The sequence below is a fragment of the Leifsonia sp. McL0607 genome, assembly GCF_049993355.1.
GTDB lineage: Bacteria > Actinomycetota > Actinomycetes > Actinomycetales > Microbacteriaceae > Leifsonia.
The window spans coordinates 1255739-1275790 of the sequence record NZ_CP188253.1 but is presented as its reverse complement, the minus strand read 5'-3'; the positions used below and the strand labels follow the sequence as shown (position 1 = coordinate 1275790).

Below are 20052 nucleotides of genomic sequence, written 5' to 3'. Positions count from 1 at the left end.
CCTCCGCCAGCCCCTCACCCGGCACGCGTCCGCGCGGCCGAGAATCGGACGAACCCATGAACAGCTCTACAACGCGCAGTCGGATGCGCACCCGTACCGCCGCCATCGCCGGCACGGCCTCCCTCGCTGCGATCGCCCTCGCTCTCGCGACGCCGCTCGCCGCCAGCGCACACGTCCACGTCGACCCGGACCGGGCCGCGGTCGGCGGCTACGCCACGCTCACCTTCACGGTTCCCACCGAGTCGGCGACGGCCGGCACAGTCAAGCTGGAGGTCGACCTCCCCACCGACACACCGCTCGGCTCGGTCTCGTACCAGCCGCTCGCCGGCTGGTCGACGAAGGTCGTCACCGAGAAGCTCGCGAAGCCGATCAAGACCGATGACGGAACCGTCACGGAGGCGCCGGTCACGATCATCTGGACGGCCGAGCATGGCGTGCAGATCGCTCCCGGCCAATTTCTGCAGTTCGTGATCTCGGCCGGCGCGATGCCCGACACCGGGAGCATCGTCCTGCCTACGCACCAGTACTACTCCGACGGCACAGTCGTCGACTGGGACGAGAAGACGCCGGCGTCCGGCGCAGAGCCGGAGCATCCCGCGCCCACGGTCTACATCATCGACGCGCCGCCGGTCGGCGACGTCGCTGCGACCCCCGGCCTGCTGGCGGCGCAGACCGCGGTCGCTCCCGCGACGCCCGCTGCGGCCTCCCCCGCCGCGGCCGCGACCGCGATCGGTCTCGGGATCAGCGGCCTGGTGCTCGGCGCCATCGCGCTCGTCGTCTCCGTGCTGGCCCTGACGCGGGTGACTCGCACGCGTCGTCCGCGGCCGGCGACCGCGCCGGCGACCCCGACGGAGGGCACGAAATGACGATCCCTGAGAGCAGGACGCCTGTCCGGCGCAGCGGCCGTCGCGGCATCGCGGCCGTCGGAGCCGTGCTCGTGGCGGCCGCGCTGGCGCTGGTCCCGGCGGCGGCTGCCAGCGCCCACGACTATCTGGTCGAGACCTCCCCGGCCAGCGGCGCCGTCCAGACGGATCCGCTGACGCAGGTGAGCCTGACGTTCAACGACCGGGTGCTCGACCTGACGGGAAACGGTTCGTCGGCGATCCTCCAGGTGACCTCCGGCGGCCGGTACTTCGAAACAGGCTGCCCGACTGTCCTCGATCGCAGCGTGACGGCGCCGGTGGCGCTCGGCGCGGCCGGCGCGTACACCGTCGACTGGCAGATCGTCTCGGCGGACGGCCACACCGTCTCGGGGACGTACGGGTTCGAGTACCGGCCGGCAGCGGGCGCGACCCCGGCCTCGGCGGGCGCGTCGGCGCCGACCTGCGGTGTGCACGCGACGCCGGGGGCCGTGACCGCGACGCCCGGAGCGGTGGCCCCGACGCCCGGAGAGACGGTGTCGACCTCGGCGCCCTCCGTTGCGCCCTCGTCGACCGACAGCGGCCTCCCGCTCGTCATCGGGATCGGCATCGCGATCGTGATCGTCGCCCTGGTCGGCGTGGTCATCGTCATCCTCACCGCACGCCGCAAACCCCCTGCGCCGCAGTGATCCCTCGAAGGCTGATCCCTCGAAGGGCACGTTAACGTCCCTAAAACTCCGTTTTAGGGACGTCTACGTGCCCCTCGGCGGCTGCGGGTCAGCCGGATGCGCCCACGGCGGTGCACCTCCACCCGTCGCAGCTCCACCATGAGCGTCAGCAGGAGGAGCGGGAGGACCTGGGCGAGCGTCGCCGCGGTCGCGCTGTCGAGGAGCACGATCCGCACGTCCGCCGGGTCGACCATGGAGCTCAGGCTAGTCGCAGCGCGGCTGCCGAGACAGGATTCGGAAATAGCCCTCGCCAAAACAAAGTTGAGCTTAGTAGACTCAACTTTGTCACCGGACCGTGAAAGGAAACAGCGGAGTATGGCGAACATGCAAGGCGCCCCCTCCACGCAGGAGGAGGCGAAGAGCGCCCTCGAACAATACGGCATCAACCTCACCGAGATCGCGAAGAGCGGCAAGCTCGACCCGGTGATCGGACGTGACGCCGAGATCCGCCGTGTCAGCCAGGTGCTGACGCGGCGCACCAAGAACAACCCCGTGCTCATCGGCGAGCCCGGCGTCGGCAAGACCGCCGTCGTAGAAGGGCTGGCCCAGCGGATCGTCGCCGGCGACGTCGCCGACTCGCTCAAGGGCAAGCAGCTGGTGACGCTCGACCTGTCGGCGCTGGTGGCCGGCGCGATGTACCGCGGCCAGTTCGAGGAGCGGCTCAAGGCCGTCCTCAAGGAGATCAACGATGCCGAGGGCGAGATCATCACCTTCGTCGACGAGCTGCACATCCTGATGGGCGCCGGCGGCGGGGAGGGCTCCGTCGCGGCCTCCAACATGCTCAAGCCCATGCTGGCCCGCGGCGAGCTGCGCCTGATCGGCGCGACAACGCTCAACGAGTACCGCGAGTTCATCGAGAAAGACGCCGCGCTCGAGCGGCGGTTCCAGCAGGTGTACGTCGGCGAGCCCAGTGTGGAAGACACGGTCGCGATCCTGCGCGGACTCAAGGGCCGGTACGAGGCGCATCACGGGGTCACGATCGAGGACTCCGCGCTGGTCGCTGCCGCCTCCCTCTCGAACCGGTACATCACCGCGCGGCAGCTGCCCGACAAGGCGATCGACCTGATCGACGAGGCCGCCAGCCGGCTGAAGATGGAGATCGACTCGGCTCCGGTGGAGATCGACACCCTGCAGCGTCAGGTCGAGCGCATGAAACTTGAGGAGTTCGCGCTCAAGAAAGAGAAGGACGAGGCCAGCAAGGACCGCCTCGAGCAGCTCCGCGAGCGCCTCCACGAACAAGAGGGCACGCTCGAAGAGCTGCAGGCGCGCTGGCGCGCCGAGAAGGCGGCGCTCAACCGGGTGGGCGCGCTGCGTTCGCAGCTCGAGGAGGCCAAGACCCGGCGCGACCTCGCACTGCGCGACGGCCGGTACCAGGAGGCCTCGCGCATCGAGTACGAGACGATCCCGGGCATCGAGCGGGAGCTGGCGGAGGCCGAGCAGGCCGAGCACAGCCACCCGCGCATGGTGAACGAGCAGGTCACCGCCGACGACATCGCCGCGGTGGTGGCCGCGTGGACCGGCATCCCGGTCGCCCGGCTCACGCAGGGCGAGACCGAGAAGCTGCTGCACCTGGAGCACGAGATCGGGCGCCGCATCATCGGCCAGAAGAAGGCCGTGCAGGCGGTCGCCGACGCCGTGCGCCGCACGCGTGCGGGCATCTCCGACCCGGGTCGTCCGACGGGCTCGTTCCTGTTCCTCGGCCCGACGGGCGTCGGCAAGACCGAACTCGCGAAGGCGCTCGCCGCGTTCCTGTTCGACGACGAGAAGGCGATGGTGCGCATCGACATGAGCGAGTACGGGGAGAAGTTCTCCGTCTCGCGACTCGTCGGTGCCCCTCCCGGCTATGTCGGTTACGAGCAGGGCGGTCAGCTGACGGAGGCCGTGCGGCGCCGTCCGTACTCGGTGATCCTCCTCGACGAGGTCGAGAAGGCGCACCCCGAGGTGTTCGACGTGCTGCTGCAGGTGCTCGACGACGGCCGGCTCACCGACGGCCAGGGCCGCACGGTCGACTTCCGCAACACCATCCTCATCCTGACCTCGAATCTGGGCAGCCAGTTCCTGGTCGACCCGACGCTCGGCGAGACGGAGCGCGAGGAGGCCGTGCTGCAGATGGTGCGGCAGGCGTTCAAGCCGGAGTTCGTCAACCGCCTCGACGACATCGTCGTGTTCTCGACGCTCGACCAGGAGGAGCTTGGCGAGATCGTCGAGCTGAACATCGACCGCTTGATGCGGCGACTGGAGGAGCGCCGGCTGGAGCTGGCGGTCACTCCGGACGCCCGGCGCTGGTTGGCCGAGCGCGGCTACGACCCGATCTACGGCGCGCGCCCGTTGCGTCGCCTGATGCAGCGCGAGATCGAGGACCGTCTGGCGACCGAGCTCCTCGCCGGCGAGATCCGCGACGGCGACCAGGTCCGGGTCGACCTCGCCCCCGCCGGCGACCGCCTCACCGTCGCCCCCATCCGCGATTAGCGGCCGAGACGTGAGCAGGTGCGGGAATCCGTGCGCGATTTCCCGCGCCTGCTCACTCTTCGACGGCCTTTTCGCGGCGGGCGTAGGCTCTGAGCCATGCTTGCGACCCTGATCCACGGCGAACGCGATGTTCGCCTCGAGGAAGTTCCCGACCCCGTCCTCTCCACCGGCGGCGACGCCATCGTGCGAGTGGTGGCGGCCTGCGTGTGCGGTTCCGACCTGTGGCCGTACCGCGGCGTCACCCGCACCACGAGCCCGCGCCGCATCGGTCACGAGTTCGTCGGGGTCGTGGAGGAGGTCGGGCCGCAGGTGCGCGCCATCGCCGTCGGCGACTTCGTCATAGCGCCCTTCTACGACTGCGACATGACCTGTCTCAACTGCAGGAACGGCGTCAGTACCTCGTGCCTCCACGGCGGCGCCTGGGGTGCGAACGACCAGCTCGGCGGCTTCGCCGACGGTGGCCAGGGCCAGAAGATCCGCGTGCCGCACGCCGACGGCTCGCTCGTGGCGACGCCCGAGTATCCCGCCGACGACCTCATCCCGAGTCTGCTCGCGCTCTCGGACGTCATGGGCACCGGACACCACGCGGCCGTGTCGGCCGGCGTGGCCGAGGGCAGCACCGTCGTGGTGGTCGGCGACGGGGCGGTCGGCCTGTGCGCCGTGCTCGCGTCCGCGCGGCTGGGCGCCTCTCGCATCGTCGCGATGTCGCGACACGAGTCCCGTCAGGCGCTGGCGCGCGAGTTCGGCGCGACGGACATCGTCGCGGAACGCGGCGACGCCGGCGTCGCCGCGGTCAAGGAGCTGTTCGACGGCATCGGCCCGGACTGCGTCCTGGAGGCCGTCGGCACCAAGGAGTCGATGGACCAGGCGCTCCACTCCGCCCGCCCCGGCGGCATGGTCGGCTACGTGGGCGTGCCGAACGGCGGGGCCGAGCTGCCGATCCGCACCCTCTTCGGCACCAACGTCGGCGTGAACGGCGGCGTCGCCCCGGTGCGCAACTACGTGGAGGAGCTGCTGCCGGAAGTCTGGTCCGGCGCCATCCAGCCGGGTCGCGTCTTCGACCTCGAGCTGCCGCTCTCCGACATCGCCGAGGCTTACGCCGCCATGGACGAGCGCCGCGCCATCAAGGCCCTCGTCCGCCCCTGACGCCCCCGAGACGTGAGTAATCGCGGGAATCGAACGTCGATTTTCCGCGACTACCCACGTCTCGGGGGCGGGTCAGGAGTTGATGACGAGCAGAGCGTCGAGGGGGGTGCGGGTGCGCGGGGCGAGCTCGCGCTGACGCAGCGGCTCCGGGAGGGCGTCCACGTCGCCGAGCATGCCGACGGCGGTCACCGACACGGGGACGAACCGCTCGTCGAGGTCGAACGCGGCGCGCAGGCCAGCGGCGTCGAAGCCGCCCATCTGGTGGGTGTGGAGGCCGTCGTGGTGAGCCTGCACGCTGAAGTGCGCGACCGCCTGGCCCACATCGTAGGTGGCCCAGCGCCGCTCGTTGCCGTCTCCGTCCACGACCTCTGCGAGGGCGACGACGAGAGCACCGGCGGCGCCGGCCCAGGTCTGGTTGAAGCCCATGAGGTTCGCGACGATCGTGTCGAAAGCTGCGCTGCCGCGACGGGCGACGACGAAGCGCCACGGCTGGGAGTTGTTGGCGGACGGCGACCAGCGCGCGGCCTCCAGGGCGGCGGTGAGCTTGGCCTCGTCGATGACAGCCTCGGTGTCGAAGGCGCGCGGGCTCCACCGCTCGGCGAGAGCGGGGAGCAGGGGGTAGGACGTGTCGGCGGTGCGAGTGACGGTGTCGATCAGCGACATGGGGATGGTTCTCCTCGACGTGGTTGGCGATGCACGAGGCTCCATTGCCCAGCTATGCCCATGAGAACACATCGACCTGCGCGGCTATTCCAGTCGGCTCACAGTCGAAGCTCTCAGAAAGGTCTACGGAACCAGATCCTGATACTGGGGCAGTGAGCCGTCGAGCACCGGCACGTTGAGTGTCTCGGTCTCCGTGCTCGTCTCGAACGTCACGAACGCCAACGAACCCGGCTTTGCTCCGAGCCCCTCGAAGGTGACCGACTGACCGTCGGATGTGCCGACCTGCACCGACTCCGCAGGCTTGACGGTCACCGTCTCCGTGCCGGACTCGGTGCTGATCCGCACGTCCTCGTTCGACTCGCCCTCGTTGACGAGCGTCGCGACGAGACTCGTGGTCCCGGAGGGATCCGAAGTCAGCAGCACGGCGTTGCCGATGAAGATGGCCCCGATGTCGCCGTTGACGCCGTCCGCCGTCTCGCTGATGTTCTTCGTCTCCTGCGGCGCGAGGAGATCGCACCCAGAGAGCAGCCCGAGGACGGCGATACCGACGATCGCGGCAGTCACGCGGCGGCGCGCTAGGGCGTGGATCGTCCCACGGGTGGAGCGCTCGACTGCGGTCACGGCGTCAGCATAGCCTCCGGGCGCCGCCCACAGTAGTGGCGTCCGAGGAGGCGTGAACGCTCGATCTTCGACGTCCGCCAGAAGCCCGAGCAGTCGTCCCGAGCCCCTGCGCTAGTGCAGGCCGAGGCGCTTGAGCGTGTGCTTCTCGCTTTCGCCGCGGTCCGCCTCGATCTCGTCCACCGCGATCGGGATGCTCGGGCCGATGGCGAGCCAGACGAATCCGTCCTTGTGCACCAGCGGCACCAAGTCGGTCGTGCCGTCGCGCATCAGCGTGCGAATGCGCTTGAGGAGGGCGTAACCCTCGGAGGGAAGCGTGACGTAGGACTTCCGTCGGTAGTGGACGACGTGTGCGACGGTCTTGGCGCTCAGGCCCGCGATCTCGGCGGCGGGGAACGGGCCGGCGCCGGTCTCGGGCGCGGCGGTCTTCGTCTCGGTCATGGCAGGCACGGTACGCCCACGGGCGCAGGGCGGGCAGCCCGTCGCGGACATGCGGAGTGCGCTAGCGTCGACTGATGCGCCCTCCCGCCCCCGCGGACCTCGACCGTCTCGCCGACGCCGGATGGCCGGCGCTGGAGCGCGAAGAGCGCGGGGGCTGGACGCTGCGCGCGTCCGAGGGCGTGACCAACCGGGCGAACTCGGTGCTGGCCTCCGCCGACGTCCTCGACTTATCGACCGCGATCGACGACGCCGAACGGTGGTACGCCTTGCGCGGCCTCCCGACCGTGTTCCAGTTGAGCGCGGCGTCGCCCCACGATCTCCCGGCGGCGCTCGCGGCGCGCGGCTACCGAGAGCATTCCCCGACCGACATCCTGATCGCCGATCGGAGGGAGGTCGCGGACGCGGCCACCGATGCGGTCGCCGGCAGGCTCTCCGCAGAGCTCGGAGTCGCGGATTCGCCGCCGCCGGCTGGCTCGACGCGTGGTGGGCGGTGGACGGTCGCGGCGGACCCGCCGAGCGCGAGGTGGTCGCCCGCATCCTCGCCGGTGGACCGGCGCTGTACGCGTGGTCGGGGGATCCCGCCGCGCCCGACGCTGTGGCGCGGCTCGGGCTGGTGGGCGAGTGGGGCGGGCTGTATGCGGTCGCGACCCTACCGCACGCCCGGCGTCGGGGGCTCGCGCGCGCACTCGCGACGGCGCTCGCCGAGGCCTCGGCCGACCGGGGCGTGGCATCGCTCTGGCTGCAGGTGCTCGCGGGCAACGGCCCCGCTCACGCGCTCTACGCCGGGCTCGGCTTCCGCCGCGCCTCCGGCTATGCGTACTGGGAACGGACCGCGTGAACCACGATGCCGGGCGGTGTGGAGACTAGGGTTACTCCGCACCGCCCGGCATACGCTTCGGGGTTATCACCGGCGGTTGATTCGGGTTCCTCCGACGACTCTTAGAAGCCTACCGGACGCGTCGGCCAAATGGAGGACAGTTTTGTACCCCGGCGTGCCCCCAGTTTGAGGGGTGGGTATCGGTCGATCGGTCAGGCTGTTGCGAGCTCGGAGACGAGCGCCGCCACGAATCCATCGATGTCCTGTTCCGTCGTGTCGAACGAGCACATCCAGCGCACCTCGTTACGTGCCGCATCCCAGTCGTAGAAGCGGAAGTGCTGACGCAGCCGGTCAGCGACACCGGCGGGCAGTGTGGCGAAGACGCCGTTCGCCTCGGTGGCCTGGCTGAAGCCGAGGCCCTTGATGCTGCCGTCGGCGATCCCGGTCTCCAGCGCGCCGCGCAGGCGGGAGGCCATGGCGTTCGCGTGCGAGGCCGAACGCACATAGAGGTCGCCTGTGAGCAGCGCGATGAGCTGCGCGGAGATGAAGCGCATCTTCGACGCGAGCTGCATGTTCACCTTGCGCAGATAGAGCAGCCCCTCTGACGCGGCGGGGTTCAGGACGACCACGGCCTCGCCGTAGAGCATCCCGTTCTTGGTGCCGCCGAAGCTGAGCACGTCGACGCCGGCGTCGGTCGTGAACGCCCGCAGCGGCACTCCGAGGGTGGCGGCGGCGTTGGAGATGCGGGCGCCGTCCATGTGCAGCTTCATGCCGCTCGCGTGCACGTGGTCGGCGATCGCGCGGATCTCGTTCACCGTGTACGCGGTGCCGAGTTCGGTGGTCTGCGTGATCGAGACGACCAGCGGCTGGGCGCGATGCTCGTCGCCCCAGCCCCACGCCTCCCGGTCGATGAGGTCGGGCGTCAGCTTGCCGTCCGGCGTCTCGACGGGAAGGAGCTTGAGGCCGCCCACCTTCTCGGGCGCGCCCGCTTCGTCGGTGTTGATGTGCGCGGTCTTCGCGCAGATCACCGCGCCCCAGCGCGGCACCATCGACTGCAGCCCTGTGACGTTGGCGCCGGTGCCGTTGAAGACGGGGAACACCTGCACGCCCTCGCCGAAGTGGTCGGCGAACACCTCGTGGAGGCGCTCGGTGTAGACATCCTCGCCGTAGGAGATCTGGTGGCCGTCATTGGCGGCGGCGATCGCGTCGAGGATCTCGGGATGCACTCCCGCATAGTTGTCGGAGGCGAAGCCGCGCAGGTTCAGGTCGTGGAGTTGTAGTGTCACCCGTCCATCCTAAATTCGGCGGCGGCCGAGAGCCGCCAGTCCAGGGTGCCCAGGTCGATGGTGTGCGGCGGTCTCACGACTCGGGAGGCGTCGTCGGGGCCAGGTAGCCGGCCGGCGGCTGCGGGATGTTCGTGTGTCCCGTGCGGTAAGCGGTCACCGAGGCCAGCCGTGGGACGTCCCCGTCCGCCTCGACGGCGAGCGAGCGCACCACGCGCGGTTGGAAGGCGTGCAGTCGGCCGGCGCCGACGGTGAGTCCGTCCGCCACGGTCTCTCCGCCGTCGAGCAGGCGGTGGGCGGTGATCCGCTGGCCGTCTCCCAGCTCTTCGCGCAGCAACAGGTGGTCGATCGTCACCTCCCGGCCGAAGCGGGCCTCCCAGCCGCAGTCCGTGCGCACCAGCTCTGCCTCGATCGGCTCCGCGAACCGCCGGTCGAGCTCGGCCCGCCACTCGCGCAGCACGGCAAGGTCACGGGAGTCGAGCCGGCCGCTGCGGTCCGGCGGGATGTTGAGGAGCAGATTGGCGCCCATCCCGATCGAGCCGTAGTGGATCGCGAGCAGGTGCTCGACGTCCTTCGGCTCGTCCTCGGGGTGCCAGAACCAGCCGCGGCGCACCGAGACATCGCATTCCGGCGGCAGGTAGAGACTGCCTCCGGAGTCGATGGTCACGATCGTGTAGTTGCTCAGCTGGGTCTCGCGCACGACGTACTCGACCGGGTCTGCGGCCAGCCCGTTCTCGTTGCCCACCCAGCGGATGGTCGGGGCGCCCATGTTGAACACCATCGCGTCGGGCTGGTGCTCGTTCACCACGGCCATGATGCGCTTCCAGTCGTACTCGTAGCCCTCCGACCCCGCCCCGTCGAACCAGAGCTCGACCAGCGGGCCGTAGCGGGTGCACAACTCGGTCAGCTGGCGCACGTAGAAGTCGCTGTAGCGCTCCGGGTCCGGGTAGCACTCGGCATTGCGGTCCCAGGGCGAGAGGTAGAGCCCGAGCCCGAGCCCGACCTCGCGGCAGGCTTCCGCCAACTCGGCCACGACGTCCCCGCGGCCGTCGCGCCACGGCGACGACGCGACGGAGTAGTCGGTCGTCTGCGTCGGCCACAGGCAGAAGCCGTCGTGGTGCTTCGCGGTGAGCACGACGTAGTCCGCCCCCAGCTCGACCGCGGCGTCGGCCCACTCGCGCGCGTCCAGCTCGCCCGGATCGAACGATGACGCCGGGAGGGTGCCGTCGCTCCATTCCTTGCCATGGAACGTGTTCAGTCCGAAGTGCAGGAAGATCCCGAACTCCCGGCTCTGCCAGGCGAGCTGTCTCGCGGTCGGTTTGATGATCACTTGATGGCCCCCGATTCGACGCCGCGGAAGAAGTGGCGCTGGAGAATGATGAACAGGACGAGGATGGGAACGATCGCGACGACCGAGCCCGCCATGACGACTCGGGGGTCGAAGGCGAGCGAGGACGCGTCGAGCCGGGACAGCCCGAGGGAGAGGGTGAAGTTCGACTCGCTCCGCAGCACGATGAACGGCCACAGGAAGTCGTCCCACGCCGAGATGAACGAGTTGATGATCACCACGACCATCGACCCCTTCGCCGCGGGCAGGAAGATCGTGAAGAACCGCCGCCACTCTCCGGCGCCGTCGATCATCGCGGCGTCCTCGACCTCGTCGGGGACGGCGGCGAAGGTGGCGCGCATGATGAGCACATTCACCGCGGAGATCGCGCCGGGAAGCCAGACGCCGACGAAGCTGTCGCCGAGGTTCATGTCCGTGATCATCGTGTAGAGCGAGACCATGATCGACTCGAACGGGAACATCATCGAGATGATGAGCAGCCAGTAGAACCCTGTGCGTCCACGCCAGCCGGTGCGGGAGAGCATGTAGCCGGCGAGGGTCGGGAACACGATCTGCGAGAAGACCGTCAGCACGCACATGATGAGGCTGTTGCGCACGTAGAGGACCATCGGGACCTGATCGAACACGGTGGCGTACGCGGCGAGCGTCGGCTGGGTCGGCAGCACGGTCGCGACATGCCCGAAGATCGGCTCGTCCGGTCCCTTGAGCGAGGCCGACACCTGCCAGAGCAGCGGGCCGACCGTGATGAACAGCACGCCGACCAGCAGCGCGTAACGTCCGATCAGTCCCCGCGTGCGGCGGTTTCCGCGGCGTTGTGGCGACCGGGCGCGGTCGGAGCGGACAGGAATGCCTGCGGTCATTCGTCCCCCTTGGCGCTGGAGAGCTTGTGCGCCGCGACGGCCAGCCCGATCGTCATGACGAATAGGGCGATGGAGACCGTCGAGCCATAACCGGTGTTCCCGGTCACGGGGTCGAGGGCGACGTCGCGGATGTAGAACGGGAGGGTGCGGTCGGCGCCGCCTGGGCCGCCGGTGGAGCCGCCGAGCACGTAGATCTCGGTGAAGATGCGCAGCGAGCCGGTGCCCGACATGATCGCGACGAGCAGCACGGTCAGCCGCACGCTCGGCACCGTGATGCTGACGAACCGCCGGATCGCGCCGGCGCCGTCCAGCTCCGCCGCCTCATACAGCTCCCGCGGCACGTTCGCGAGCGCTGCGAGGTAGAAGATCATGTACCAGCCGAGACCCTTCCACACGGTCAGGGCGATGGCGCTGAACAGCAGCAGCGTGCTGTCGGAGAGGAACGGGATCGGCTCGGCGAGAATCCCGATCTGGGCGAGAAAGGTGTTGATCGGCCCGCGCTCGTTGAGGAGGTTCTGCCAGACCAGCGCGACTGCGACCGTCGAGGCTATCACCGGCGCGTAGTACGCCGTGCGGAAGAAGCCGATGCCAGGTATGCGCTTGACGACCAGCTGCGCCAGGATCAGCGGCAGGATCACCAGCAGGGGTACGGCGACGATGGCGTAGAGCACGCTGTTGCCCGCCGCGCTCCAGAAGTCGCCGTCGCTCAGGAGGCGTTCGTAGTTCTCCAGACCGACGAAGCTCCCGCCGCCGCCGAGCGGGCGCGCGTCCGTGAACGAGAGCACGATCGTGTTGATGAAGGGGAACACCCCGAAGACGGCTGTGACCAGGATGGCCGGCGCCGTCCAGAGCAGCGGCATCCACCAGGCACGGTAGAGCGCGGCCCCGCTGCCGGGGCGCCCCTTCGGGCGCCCCGGCCTGGGCCCGCGACGCGTGCCGTCGGTGTCGGGCAGGCCCGGGGGATCGGCGAGCCGCAACGTCGCGGTCATCGGATCAGTCCTGGTTCTTCAGGATGGAGTTGGCCTTGTCCTGCGCGTCCTTCAGCGCCTGGGTCGGGCTCTTCTTCCCGCTGATCGCGAGCTGGAGCTGGCTGACGACCGCCGTGTTGACGGCGTCGGACCAGTTGTAGATGAACATGTTCTCTGCCTTGTCCGCCAGCTCGACGGAAATGCGGTTGGCCTTGTCGAGCGGGGTGTCACCGGTGATCTGCGTGAACTTGGGGATGTCCATCGACGCGGTCGTCGAGGGGAAGTTCGAGATGCGCGGGTCGGAGACGAACTCGGTCTGCTTCTCGGGGCTGAGCAGGAACTCGGCGAAGGCGAGGGCCGCCGCCGGGTTCTTGCTCGTCGAGGGGATCGCGACGAGCTGCCCCTCCATGATCGCCCGGCCGCGGGCGTCGAGCAGTGGGGCGACCCCGGTCTTGTCGTAGACGCTGACGTTGGTGTCCTTCACGTACCGGAGGAACGAGGCGTTGGTGGAGCCCCAGACCAGGTCGCCTGCCGAGTAGAGCTGCGTCATCTCGGTGTCGGAGGAGAGGGTGTCCTTCGGCAGGGCGCCCGCAGCGTAGATGTCCTTGTACTGGGTCAGCCAGTCGACGATCTTGGGGTCGTCGGCGAAGGTGAACGTGGTCTGTTCGGTGTTCGTCACCTTCGCGTCCATGAGCTGCCAGTCGCCCGGCACGCGCCAGCGCGGGTTGGCCGCGAACGAGTAGAACTGGCCGCCGGAGGCGGCGGCGACCTTCTTCGCGGCGTTGAACTGCTCGGAGAGTGTCGTCGGCGGGTTCTCGGGGTCGAGACCGGCTTTCTTCATCAGCTCGGCATTGAAGGTCTGCAGCCCGGTGAGGCCCCAGTACCAGGGCATCACGTAGCTGTCCTTCTCGCCGGGGAAGCGGAGGCTGTCCCAGACCGACGGGATGAACGGCTCCTGGATGCCGGGCCTCGCCGCCGTCAGGTCGAGGAGGAAGTTCTCCTTGTGCAGCGCGTACGCAGTGGTCTGGTTGAGGTTGAGCACGTCGGGAAGCTTGCAGCCCTGCGCGTCGGTGACCAGGCGCTGCGTGAACGACGCGTCGCCCGGGTCGTCTTGCCAAGTGACATCGACCTTCGGATACTTCTTCTCGAACTCCGAGATGAGCTTCGTGAAGTACGGGCTGAAGTCCTGCTTGAGGTTGGTGGTCTGGAAGGTGATCGTGCCGCTGGGCTCGCCGGTGATGGCCTTGCCGCTTGCGGCCTCCGGGCTGATCTCGCATGATCCGGCGCGGTTCGTGGACGCGCCGCCTCCGCCGATGCCGCAGGCGCTGAGAGCGAGGACGAGGGGGAGGGCGAGCAGACCGCCGCGGCGGAGGGTCTTCCTGGTCTGGGGCGCGCTGCCCCTTCGGCTGAACGTCATTGTTGTGCCTTTCGTCGGCCCGCTCGGCTCCGTCGCGGCGCGGCGGTCGGCGGGGGTGGTGGTCGTCCGGAGCGGTCAGGAGGGGTGGCGCCAGCTCTCCGGAAGGCGGTCGGGGGCCGGGATGCGGCCGGCCGCCTCCCCGTAGACGGCTGTGCGCAGCCGGTCGAGGCCGGAGAGCAGGGCGCCGGCGACGACGGCGCGGTCGCCGAACTCGCTGGCGCGGATCTCCGTGCGCAGCGGCGAGACCTCGGCGATGCGGGCCTCGACGGCGGAGAGGAGGCGCCCCCCTCCCGCGTCGGCGAGCGGTCCGGCGAGCACGATCCGGTCGGGGTCGACGACGGCGCAGACGGTGAGGCAGACGAGCGCGCAACGCGAGGCGATCTCGGCCAGGACCGTGTCGTTCGCCTCCGGGTGCAGTGCGGGGTCGGCGAGCAGGTCCTCCAGGGGGGCGCCCTCCAGCCCGAGTCCGCTCAGTACCGCCTGGAAGGCTTCCTGGCTCGCGGGGTGCGGCCGGGTGTCCGGCTCGGCGCTGAACGGCGCGAGGCCGAGCTCGCCTGCGCAGCCGTGGGCGCCACGCAGCAGCGCCCCGTTGACGATGAACGCGGCGCCGATGCCACCGCAGCGCACCAGCGCGAGGCTCTCGGTCCCGGCTCCGGAGCCGAGCCTGTGCTCGGCGAGCACGGCCAGGTTGAGGTCGTTCTCCAGCAGCACCTCGCAGCCGAGGATCTCGGCGAGGGCCCGATGGCGCCCGTCCCGCCAGCCCGGGTGACCGTGGACGAAGACGATGTCGCCGGCCGGCCCGACGATTCCGGGCGTTCCCACGACGACCACGTCGAGCGCGGCGGCGTCCATCCCGGCGCGGAGGCACGCCTCCCGAACGGCGCCGGCGGCCAGTTCGACCGGGGAGGCGGCCTCGCCGGCACGGTAGGCGGCCTCGCCGAGCAGCGCCCCGGTGATGTCCGCGACGCACGCGGTGCCGACCCCCGGCTGGATCTCGACCCCGGCGACCGTCCCGAGCGTTCCGGAGGCAGCGTATTGGCGGGCGTTGGGTCCGCGGCGCGGGGCGTTCGACTCGCCCGCCTCGCTGACGATTCCGGCGGCTTCGAGCCGGCCGATCAGCTCGCCGAGGGCAGGCTTGGACAATCCGACCCGCGTGGCCAGCTCCGGCTTGGTGAGCACGCCGGAGAAGAGCTGGGCGAGCACCGCGTACTCGTTCGCAGACAGGGGTCGGGTGAGGCGTACCATCCTCGACCTCCTTCGAAACTATTAGGCAGGTTGCCTACTATATAGTCCGACATTGGAGATCTAGAATATTTGCATTGCTTTCATTGGATGGAGGATGGGCGCACCCGCGCTCAGCGCTGGCCCAGCGGCAGCCGCCTCCCGTTGATCGCCCCGGCGTCCGCCGCCCACAGCCCGACGATCTCCTCGCCCAGGCGGTCCTCCAACCCGGCGAGCGTCTTCACCACGAAGACCACGGCAGCGGACTGCGGGGCCTGCTTCGCGAGGCCCTGAGCGACGGCGCGCGTCCATGCGTCGGCGGCCGCCTTGGCCGCGGCGTAGTTCGCTCCTCCCGCGTACGGGCTCTCGACCGCGGTGGAAGAGACGATCGCGAGACGCCCCGCCGGGGAGGCCACGAGGTCGTCGTAGAAGACTCTGGTCGTGTTCCGGAGGGTGCGGAAGCCGCGCTCCAGGAAGTCCCAGTCGTCGTCGCTCTGTTCGGCGATCCCTCCGCCGCCGCGCCAGCCGCCGACGAGGTGCACCAGGCCGTCGAGCCGACCGAACTCGACGTGGACCCGCATCGCCAGCTCGGCGACGGCGTTCCGATCGCCGAGGTCGCAGACGCGGGTGTCGACTCCCCGAACCGCTGCGGCCAGCGCGTCGAGTGCCTCCGTGCGGGTTCCCACGGCGACCACCGTCGCGCCTGCCGCTGTCAGTGCGCGGGAGGCCGCCTCCCCCGACGCGCTCGTCGCGCCCGCGATCAGCACCAGCCGGCCGGCGAGCGGCCCGGTCGCCGGCGTCGGCCCGGTCTCTTCGGGTGAGGACCGGGCCGACTCCGAACCCTCGTGATCCGTCACGCCTCGTCCGTGGTGCCGGTGATCCCGGACGTGGACTCGATGACGGCGGCCATCTTCTTGTTGAGCGCCTCGTAGAACATCGACAGCGGGAACTCGTCGTCCAGCACCGCGTCGGTGTAGCCCTTCGGCGTTCCCGAGAGGATCTCGTCCGGCAGCCCGCGCGCCCAGGTGGAGGCCGGATGCGGCGTGAGCGTCTCGGTCAGCATCGCGTAGGCGGCGAGCCAGTGCGCTGCCTTCGGGCGGTCGATGGAGCGCCAGTACAACTCGTTGATCCGGTCGCTGAGCGCTACGACCACATCGGGCATGGCCTCCCAGTCGATCGTGAGCTGCGTGTCTGTCCAGTGCAGCACGCCGTGCTGGTGCATCCACGCGAACAGCAGCTGACCGCCGAGCCCGTCGTAGTTGCGCACGCGGCTGCCGGTGATCGCGAACCGGAAGATGCGGTCGAAGATCACGGCATACTGCACGAGCTGCGCGTGGTCGCGGATCTCGCGCAGCGCCTCCGACAGCTCCGAGTCGGGGAGGGCGCCCAACTCGCGCTGCAGACGCACCGACTCGCGGAAGGCGGTCAGATCGCAGCGCAGCTCCTCGAGCGAGTAGAGGAAGAACGGCATCCGCTGCTTGATCATGAACGGGTCGAAAGGCAGGTCGCCGCGCATGTGGCTGCGGTCGTGGATGATGTCCCACATCACGAAGGTCTCCTCCGCGAGGTGCTGGTCGTCCAGCATCCGCGCCGCATCCTCCGGCAGCTCGAGCTTGGTGATCTCGGCGGCGGCGCGCACGACCCGGCGGTAGCGGGCGGCCTCGCGGTCCTGGAAGATCGCCCCCCAGGTGAACTGCGGGATCTCGCGCATCGCGACGGTCTCCGGGAACAGGACCGCGGAGTTGGTGTCGTAGCCCGGCGTGAAGTCCACGAACCGCAACGCGACGAACAGCTTGTTGCCGTAGTCGCCGGCCTCCAGCGCCGCCACGAAGTCGGGCCAGATGACCTCGACGAGCACAGCCTCCACCAGGCGGTCGGTGCTGCCGTTCTGCGTGTACATCGGGAACACGACGAGGTGGCCGAGCCCGTCGACGCGGTGTCGCTGCGGCTGGAACTCGTTCAGCGCGTCGAGGAAGTCGGGCACGCCGAAGCCCTCGTCGGCCCAGCGGGCGAAGTCGCGCTGCAGCGCCGCGAGGTACGACGCGTCGTGCGGGAAGAACGGGGCGAGCTCGGCGATGGCCTCCACGATGGCGGTCGTGCGCTCGGCGGCGGCCGGACGATCGGACTCCTGCTCGACGGAGCCGTCCTTGACCTGCAGCGCTTGGAGGGCGGTCGCCGCTGCTTTGAGCCGCAGCCACGCGGGGTGCGTCGCGACCTCGCGCACGGAGCGGCCGTCCTCGACGACCTCGGGCTCCCCGACAATGGCTCCTGCAGTGAACTGCGGGACGAATTGAGACATGACGAACCTCCCGTCGTGCGATCGGCCGCGGTGGCGGCGGTGCGATGGACGCGCCCCAGCGCGCCCTGCTTCCGAGCCTAACCGCGCAGACCGGAGGATTTCTTGACAGTTTCGACGAAAATATGCGCGAGGACGCGATTTCGCGCATGAAACCATCGTGATGTCCCTCGCTAGAGTGCTGTCGTGACCACCGCCCACGACGTCCAGCAGGCCCTTGCTGCCGTCGCGGATCCCGACGACGCCGTCTTCCTGCAGCGGTTCTTCAAGACCGGCCCCGGCGAGTACGGCGAGGGTGACGTCTTCATCGGGGTGCGCGTTCCGCAGACCCGCGCTGTCGCCAAGCGCTTTGCCGGCCTCCCGTTGACGGAGGTGCGGGTGCTGCTCGACAGTCCTGCCCACGAGCACCGCCTGGCCGGGCTCGTCATCCTGAACGCGGCATTCGCCCGCGCGAGCGGTGTCAGGAACCGCGACGACGAACTGCGTGGACGACTCGCCGATTTCTACCTCCGTGCGGTGCGCGACGGCCGGGTGAACAACTGGGACCTCGTCGACGCCTCCGCGGAGTACGTCCTGGGCGCCTTCCTGGTGGACCGCCCGCGCGCCCTGCTCGAGGAGCTCGCCGCCAGCCCGGTGCTCTGGGAGCGCCGGGTGGCCGTCCTCTCGACCTTCGCGTTCATCAAGCACGGCGACGCCTCTACGACGCTGCTGCTCGCGGCCCGGCTGCTCGACGACTCCGAGGATCTGATGCACAAGGCGGTCGGGTGGATGCTGCGCGAGATGGGCAAGCGGATCGACCGCGAGTTGCTCCTCGGCTTCCTCGATGAGTATGCGGCGCGGATGCCGCGCACCATGCTCGCGTACGCGACCGAGCACCTGGACGCCAGGACGCGGGCTGCCTACCGTGCGATTCCCCGGGAAGGGCGGCCGCGCAGTGAGCCCGGCTACCGCCCGGCTCGGCCCGAACGGTAGGCGCGCGGCGTGATGCCGAACCGGTGGGCGAACTGCCGGCTGAACAGCGCGGCGTCCCTTAAACCCCAGCGGGCGGCGATCTCGGCGATCGTGAGCTCGGCGAACGCCGAATCGGTCAGGTCGCGCTTGCAGTTCTCGAGGCGGCGCGACCGGATCCAGGCGGCGGCCGTCGTCTCGTGCGTTTCGAACAGCGCATGGAGTGTGCGGGGCGAGACGAAATTCGCCGCCGCGATCTCGGTGACCGTCAGGCCCGGGCGGTGCAGGTTGGACTCGATGTACTGGAGGATCGACGCGAGCCGCGTGTCGCGGGGGCCGGCGTCCGTCTCACAGGTGGTCTCGACCAGGGCGGCGGAGAGCACGCCGATCATGCCGAGGACCACTCGGTTGCCGACGGCATCGTCGACGGAGTTGAGACTGCGAGTGAGCTGACGGGCGAAGGGGTGCAGGATCTGGACGAGCGGGCGATCCCGCTCCAGTGCGATGCCCGAGAGCCCATGCAGCCTGCTCGCCGGAATGCCGAAGTTCTGCGCAGGGACGCCGATGATCAGCACCTCCGTGCCCTGGTTCTCCGTGAGGAACGGCGACCCGAAGTTGTACACCGATACATCGCCGGGCCGCAGGACCGTGGATCGGTCGTGCTGGGTGATGACCGTCTCGCCCGCGAGCTGGATATGCACCATCTGGAGATCTCGGGGATCCGTCCCGGACTCGTGCTCGATCGAGTGCGGGGAACTCACCGCGGTGCAGATGGGGTACCCGGCCAGGAGCCGTGACGCGAACGCCGAGGCGAACGTGACAGGGACCTTCGAGCGGACCGAGATCGGCCAGGGCTCGTGGCTGAACGACTCGCGGTATTCGTCGAACCGAGCGTGGTGTCGAGGGATGCCCCGAGTCATGCGTCCTGCCTCTCGTGAAATATCGCTCCGTAGATTTATATAGCGAAGCTGACGGTGGAGACAAGCCCTTCCCTTCAGGTTCCGTGGCAGAACCCGGATGATTGCGTGATCGACCTGGGATGATGGAGGAATGGCGAGAACCGTTCGTGGCGCGCGCGTACTGATCACCGGCGCGGCCTCCGGCATGGGGCGGCTCTATTCGGAGCGAGCCGTGCGCGAGGGCGCCAGAGCCGTCGTCCTGTGGGACCGCGATGCGACAGGACTCGCGCGGCTCACCGACCGGCTTCGCGCGGAGGTCCTGACCGGGAGGACCGCCACGGCGTGGGGCGCCCCCGCGGGGTCGCCGAGCTCGGCGACAGGGAGGTCGGGCACCAGCATCCACCCCTACGTCGTCGACCTGGGCGAGCTCGGCGGAATCGCGCAGGCCGCCCAGTCGGTGCGCAAGGAGCTCGACGGCGTCGACGTGCTCATCAACAACGCCGGGATCGTTCGCGGCAAGTACTTCTGGGAGCACGACAACGGAGACGACACCCGCGCGACGATGCAGGTCAACGCGCTGGCGCCGATGTACACGACCCGCGAGTTCCTGCCCGCCATGATCGCGAGCTCCCGCGAGGCGCGCATCGTCAACATCGCGTCGGCGGCCGGCACGCTCGCGAACCCGCGCATGAGCGTCTACGCGGCCAGCAAGTGGGCGGTGATCGGGTGGAGCGACAGCCTCCGGATCGAGCTCGAGCAGCAGGGCTACGGGCACGTCAAGGTCACGACTGTGGCGCCGAGCTACATCGACACGGGGATGTTCGAAGGGGCGCGCGGCCCTCTCCTCACGCCGATGCTGACCCCGGAGTACGTGGTCGACCGCGTCTGGAAAGCGATGCTCGCGGGCAAACCGATGCTGATGCTCCCTTGGTCCGTCGGCCTGGCCAAGACGCTCAAGGGCGTCCTCCCGGTACGCGTCTGGGACATGCTCGCCGACCGCGTCTTCGGCGTCTACTCCTCCATGGACGAGTTCACCGGCCGCCAGTAGTCGTCCGGTCCGACGACCTCCG

20 protein-coding genes and 1 pseudogene are annotated in these 20052 nt (G+C 69.5%); 8 read left to right on the top strand and 13 right to left on the bottom strand.

All coding sequences use genetic code 11. The annotated features are described in order from the left end of the window. Positions 1 to 83: 83 nt before the first annotated feature. A complete protein-coding gene (locus tag ACPPVW_RS06105) occupies positions 84 to 866 on the top strand; it encodes a YcnI family protein (protein WP_426625628.1) in 783 nt (260 codons plus the stop codon). Next, positions 863 to 1549, top strand: a complete 687-nt coding sequence (locus ACPPVW_RS06100) for a copper resistance CopC family protein (protein ID WP_426625627.1) — start codon at positions 863 to 865, stop codon at positions 1547 to 1549. The genes ACPPVW_RS06105 and ACPPVW_RS06100 overlap by 4 nt, the downstream gene beginning before the upstream one ends. Positions 1550 to 1602: 53 nt before the next feature. Here the strand turns inward: ACPPVW_RS06100 and ACPPVW_RS06095 are convergent, their stop codons facing one another. After that, on the bottom strand, positions 1603 to 1782 hold the full coding sequence (locus ACPPVW_RS06095) for a hypothetical protein (protein ID WP_426625626.1): 180 nt from the start codon (positions 1780 to 1782) through the stop codon (positions 1603 to 1605). Between the two features lie 121 nt (positions 1783 to 1903). Here ACPPVW_RS06095 and ACPPVW_RS06090 point away from each other — a divergent pair, with 121 nt between their 5' ends. Both ACPPVW_RS06090 and ACPPVW_RS06085 read left to right on the top strand, forming a co-directional pair. Beyond that, on the top strand, positions 1904 to 4057 hold the full coding sequence (locus tag ACPPVW_RS06090; RefSeq protein ID WP_426625625.1) for an ATP-dependent Clp protease ATP-binding subunit: 2154 nt from the start codon (positions 1904 to 1906) through the stop codon (positions 4055 to 4057). 96 nt (positions 4058 to 4153) lie between these two features. Then, positions 4154 to 5203, top strand: a complete 1050-nt coding sequence (locus tag ACPPVW_RS06085) for a zinc-dependent alcohol dehydrogenase family protein (RefSeq protein WP_426625624.1) — start codon at positions 4154 to 4156, stop codon at positions 5201 to 5203. Positions 5204 to 5275: 72 nt separating this feature from the next. Here the strand turns inward: ACPPVW_RS06085 and ACPPVW_RS06080 are convergent, their stop codons facing one another. The 3 genes from ACPPVW_RS06080 to ACPPVW_RS06070 all read right to left on the bottom strand — a co-directional run bounded on the left by ACPPVW_RS06080 (position 5276) and on the right by ACPPVW_RS06070 (position 6925). Beyond that, a complete protein-coding gene (locus ACPPVW_RS06080; RefSeq protein WP_426625623.1) occupies positions 5276 to 5866 on the bottom strand; it encodes a nitroreductase family protein in 591 nt (196 codons plus the stop codon). 123 nt (positions 5867 to 5989) lie between these two features. Beyond that, positions 5990 to 6487: a hypothetical protein gene (locus ACPPVW_RS06075; RefSeq protein ID WP_426625622.1), complete on the bottom strand. Its 498-nt coding sequence runs from the start codon at positions 6485 to 6487 to the stop codon at positions 5990 to 5992. Positions 6488 to 6598: 111 nt separating this feature from the next. Continuing rightward, a complete protein-coding gene (locus tag ACPPVW_RS06070; RefSeq protein WP_426625621.1) occupies positions 6599 to 6925 on the bottom strand; it encodes a hypothetical protein in 327 nt (108 codons plus the stop codon). Positions 6926 to 6999: 74 nt separating this feature from the next. On the opposite strand from ACPPVW_RS06070, the pseudogene ACPPVW_RS06065 reads away from it, so the two are divergent. Together ACPPVW_RS06065 and ACPPVW_RS06060 are read left to right on the top strand one after the other, a co-directional pair. Continuing rightward, positions 7000 to 7164, top strand: a pseudogene (locus tag ACPPVW_RS06065) (GNAT family N-acetyltransferase, cg3035/Rv0428c family); the annotation flags it as partial. A gap of 251 nt (positions 7165 to 7415) precedes the next feature. Then, a complete protein-coding gene (locus tag ACPPVW_RS06060) occupies positions 7416 to 7763 on the top strand; it encodes a GNAT family N-acetyltransferase (protein WP_426625620.1) in 348 nt (115 codons plus the stop codon). 191 nt (positions 7764 to 7954) lie between these two features. On the opposite strand, the gene ACPPVW_RS06055 is transcribed toward ACPPVW_RS06060, so the two are convergent. From ACPPVW_RS06055 to ACPPVW_RS06020, 8 genes are all read right to left on the bottom strand, one after another. Beyond that, positions 7955 to 9028 carry a threonine aldolase family protein gene (locus ACPPVW_RS06055; RefSeq protein ID WP_426625619.1) on the bottom strand — a complete coding sequence of 358 codons (1074 nt, stop codon included), beginning with the start codon at positions 9026 to 9028 and terminating at the stop codon, positions 7955 to 7957. Between the two features lie 73 nt (positions 9029 to 9101). Beyond that, entirely contained in the window at positions 9102 to 10355 is a 1254-nt protein-coding gene (locus ACPPVW_RS06050) for an alpha-L-fucosidase (protein WP_426625618.1), read from the bottom strand. After that, positions 10352 to 11233 (bottom strand): carbohydrate ABC transporter permease, encoded by an 882-nt coding sequence (locus ACPPVW_RS06045; protein WP_426625617.1) that lies wholly within the window; start codon positions 11231 to 11233, stop codon positions 10352 to 10354. Before ACPPVW_RS06045 ends, ACPPVW_RS06050 begins: the two co-directional genes overlap by 4 nt. Further along, a complete protein-coding gene (locus tag ACPPVW_RS06040) occupies positions 11230 to 12222 on the bottom strand; it encodes a carbohydrate ABC transporter permease (RefSeq protein WP_426625616.1) in 993 nt (330 codons plus the stop codon). The genes ACPPVW_RS06045 and ACPPVW_RS06040 overlap by 4 nt, the downstream gene beginning before the upstream one ends. Before the next feature lie 4 nt (positions 12223 to 12226). Next, positions 12227 to 13618 (bottom strand): extracellular solute-binding protein, encoded by a 1392-nt coding sequence (locus ACPPVW_RS06035; RefSeq protein ID WP_426625615.1) that lies wholly within the window; start codon positions 13616 to 13618, stop codon positions 12227 to 12229. 75 nt (positions 13619 to 13693) lie between these two features. Then, positions 13694 to 14863 (bottom strand): ROK family protein, encoded by a 1170-nt coding sequence (locus ACPPVW_RS06030; RefSeq protein ID WP_426625614.1) that lies wholly within the window; start codon positions 14861 to 14863, stop codon positions 13694 to 13696. A 110-nt stretch (positions 14864 to 14973) separates the two neighbouring features. Next, positions 14974 to 15609, bottom strand: coding sequence for an SDR family NAD(P)-dependent oxidoreductase (locus ACPPVW_RS06025; protein WP_426626258.1), 636 nt, complete (start codon positions 15607 to 15609; stop codon positions 14974 to 14976). An 83-nt stretch (positions 15610 to 15692) separates the two neighbouring features. Next, positions 15693 to 17138 carry a DUF6421 family protein gene (locus ACPPVW_RS06020; protein WP_426625613.1) on the bottom strand — a complete coding sequence of 482 codons (1446 nt, stop codon included), beginning with the start codon at positions 17136 to 17138 and terminating at the stop codon, positions 15693 to 15695. 183 nt (positions 17139 to 17321) lie between these two features. Between ACPPVW_RS06020 and ACPPVW_RS06015 the strand changes: the two genes are divergently transcribed. Further along, complete coding sequence (locus ACPPVW_RS06015) at positions 17322 to 18107, top strand: DNA alkylation repair protein (RefSeq protein WP_426625612.1); 786 nt, start codon at positions 17322 to 17324, stop codon at positions 18105 to 18107. Here the strand turns inward: ACPPVW_RS06015 and ACPPVW_RS06010 are convergent. Beyond that, a complete protein-coding gene (locus ACPPVW_RS06010; protein WP_426625611.1) occupies positions 18080 to 19003 on the bottom strand; it encodes a helix-turn-helix domain-containing protein in 924 nt (307 codons plus the stop codon). The two genes, ACPPVW_RS06015 and ACPPVW_RS06010, sit on opposite strands and share 28 nt — an antisense overlap. A 130-nt stretch (positions 19004 to 19133) precedes the next feature. Between ACPPVW_RS06010 and ACPPVW_RS06005 the strand changes: the two genes are divergently transcribed. Further along, a complete protein-coding gene (locus tag ACPPVW_RS06005; RefSeq protein ID WP_426625610.1) occupies positions 19134 to 20030 on the top strand; it encodes an SDR family NAD(P)-dependent oxidoreductase in 897 nt (298 codons plus the stop codon). Positions 20031 to 20052: the final 22 nt, after the last annotated feature.

Excerpts from the sequence above, each read along its gene's own strand:
- ACPPVW_RS06105 (WP_426625628.1), top strand. The coding sequence starts at position 84 with ATGCGCACCCGTACCGCCGCCATCGCCGGCACGGCCTCCCTCGCTGCG.
- ACPPVW_RS06085 (WP_426625624.1), top strand. The coding sequence starts at position 4,154 with ATGCTTGCGACCCTGATCCACGGCGAACGCGATGTTCGCCTCGAGGAA.
- ACPPVW_RS06070 (WP_426625621.1), bottom strand. The coding sequence starts at position 6,925 with ATGACCGAGACGAAGACCGCCGCGCCCGAGACCGGCGCCGGCCCGTTC.
- ACPPVW_RS06010 (WP_426625611.1), bottom strand. The coding sequence starts at position 19,003 with ATGACTCGGGGCATCCCTCGACACCACGCTCGGTTCGACGAATACCGC.
- ACPPVW_RS06045 (WP_426625617.1), bottom strand. The coding sequence starts at position 11,233 with ATGACCGCAGGCATTCCTGTCCGCTCCGACCGCGCCCGGTCGCCACAA.
- ACPPVW_RS06080 (WP_426625623.1), bottom strand. The coding sequence starts at position 5,866 with ATGTCGCTGATCGACACCGTCACTCGCACCGCCGACACGTCCTACCCC.
- ACPPVW_RS06040 (WP_426625616.1), bottom strand. The coding sequence starts at position 12,222 with ATGACCGCGACGTTGCGGCTCGCCGATCCCCCGGGCCTGCCCGACACC.
- ACPPVW_RS06005 (WP_426625610.1), top strand. The coding sequence starts at position 19,134 with ATGGCGAGAACCGTTCGTGGCGCGCGCGTACTGATCACCGGCGCGGCC.
- ACPPVW_RS06100 (WP_426625627.1), top strand. The coding sequence starts at position 863 with ATGACGATCCCTGAGAGCAGGACGCCTGTCCGGCGCAGCGGCCGTCGC.
- ACPPVW_RS06030 (WP_426625614.1), bottom strand. The coding sequence starts at position 14,863 with ATGGTACGCCTCACCCGACCCCTGTCTGCGAACGAGTACGCGGTGCTC.
- ACPPVW_RS06095 (WP_426625626.1), bottom strand. The coding sequence starts at position 1,782 with ATGGTCGACCCGGCGGACGTGCGGATCGTGCTCCTCGACAGCGCGACC.
- ACPPVW_RS06090 (WP_426625625.1), top strand. The coding sequence starts at position 1,904 with ATGGCGAACATGCAAGGCGCCCCCTCCACGCAGGAGGAGGCGAAGAGC.
- ACPPVW_RS06035 (WP_426625615.1), bottom strand. The coding sequence starts at position 13,618 with ATGACGTTCAGCCGAAGGGGCAGCGCGCCCCAGACCAGGAAGACCCTC.
- ACPPVW_RS06020 (WP_426625613.1), bottom strand. The coding sequence starts at position 17,138 with ATGTCTCAATTCGTCCCGCAGTTCACTGCAGGAGCCATTGTCGGGGAG.